The sequence below is a fragment of the Microcoleus sp. AT3-A2 genome (genome assembly GCF_036705685.1).
Taxonomy (GTDB): Bacteria; Cyanobacteriota; Cyanobacteriia; order Cyanobacteriales; family Microcoleaceae; genus Microcoleus.
The window spans coordinates 1-1,672 of record NZ_JAUBVF010000152.1; the positions used below are offsets into that span (position 1 = coordinate 1).

The 1,672-nt window shown below is 41.3% G+C and carries 1 protein-coding gene; it reads left to right on the top strand.

The annotated features are described in order from the left end of the window. Positions 1 to 125: 125 nt before the first annotated feature. Positions 126 to 1,613 (top strand): IS5 family transposase, encoded by a 1,488-nt coding sequence (locus QUB37_RS29600; protein WP_333168798.1) that lies wholly within the window; start codon positions 126 to 128, stop codon positions 1,611 to 1,613. The last annotated feature ends 59 nt before the right edge of the window (positions 1,614 to 1,672 follow it).

Consider the following 1,672-nt stretch of genomic DNA (forward strand, 5'->3'; position numbering starts at 1 on the left):
TTAGGGCTTGCTGAATATATCGATCGCACTTGACGTAGCCTGGGTTAAGAAATCGTGCGATCGAGAGTAAAGTGCAAGATAAACAGGTAGAATAGGTCAAAAGCCGTGCATCACCGCCTGCGATCGTGTACAAAAAAGCTGAGCTTGCCCCAAGTCCCCCATCGGACTTTGAACTACCCTTCGGAGGGAATTTATCACCAGATAACCGTTGGGTAAAAATGGCCCAAATAATCCCGTGGTCTGAATTTGAATCAGAATATGCGGCCAACTTCCCCGCAGCAAAGGGTGCACCCGCCAAATCGTTTAGGATGGCATTGGGGGCATTAATTATTAAAGAAAAATTAGGAATTAGCGATCGGGAAACAGTAGAACAGATCCGGGAAAACCCCTATCTGCAATACTTTATCGGTCTATCAAGCTACAGTAATGAACTCGCATTTGACCCATCACTATTAGTACATTTTCGGCAACGAATCAGTCCCAACCTAATTAATAAAGTGAACGAACGCATGGTTGAAAAAATGCGAGAAATCACGCCAATCAAACCCGAAAAAAAAAAGGATTCGGACGCCAAAAATGAGTCACCCAATCGCGGTAAACTAATCATAGATGCAACCTGTGCCCCAGCCGATATTAGTTATCCGACCGACTTAGGACTATTAAATAAAGCCAGAGTTCATACAGAAAAAATCATAGACATCCTGTATAAACAAATCAAGGAAAAAACCCATAAAAAACCAAGAACCTACCGTAATCTAGCGAGAAAAGACTACTTAGCAGTAGCGAAACAAAGACGACCCACACGCAACAAAAGAAGACAGGCAATTAAAAAACAACTTCAGTACATCACAAGAAATCTAGCTCATATTGAACAGCTAATCGATTTAGGTGCGAGCCTAGAAGGTCTGAATAAAAAGCAATATAAAACCTTGCTAGTTCTCACAGAACTCGTTCGCCAACAACAGTGGTTATTTGACAACACTAAACAGAGTATTGAGAATAGAATAGTAAGTTTAAGTCAACCCCATATTCGTCCCATAGTCAGAGGGAAAGCAGGGAAAAGCGTAGAGTTTGGAGCCAAACTATCAGCCAGTTGTTTTGAAGGATATGTGTTTTTAGACCGGATGAGCTGGGATAATTTTAACGAATCAGGGGACTTAAAAGCACAAGTAGAAGCTTATTATAGATTCACAGGGTATTATCCAGAGTCCGTTCATGCAGATCGCATTTATCGTACAAGAGAAAACCGAGCATGGTGCAAAGAAAAAGGCATTAGGCTCAGTGGGCCGCCATTAGGAAGACCAAGAGCAAATGTGAGTAAATCAAAAAAGAGGCAAGCGTTGGAAGATGAGAGGATTAGAAATGCAATTGAGGGCAAGTTCGGGCAAGGCAAACGAAGATTCGGTCTGAATCGAGTGATGGCAAAACTTGATAATACATCTGGTACAGTTATTGCAATTACTTTTTTGGTAATGAACCTTGCTACCTGGTGGCGCCGGGTTTTTTGTGTGTTTTTATGTCTATTTGCCAAAAGAACACCTGTTTTTAGGCCGAAGATAATCTACCGTTATTATTGGGGGGATTCGATACCGAAAAAACTTATATTTAACTGAGATTTCAGATATTGTGAGCTCCTGTTCTTAGTTTGCGATCGATTATTCAGCAAGTCCTA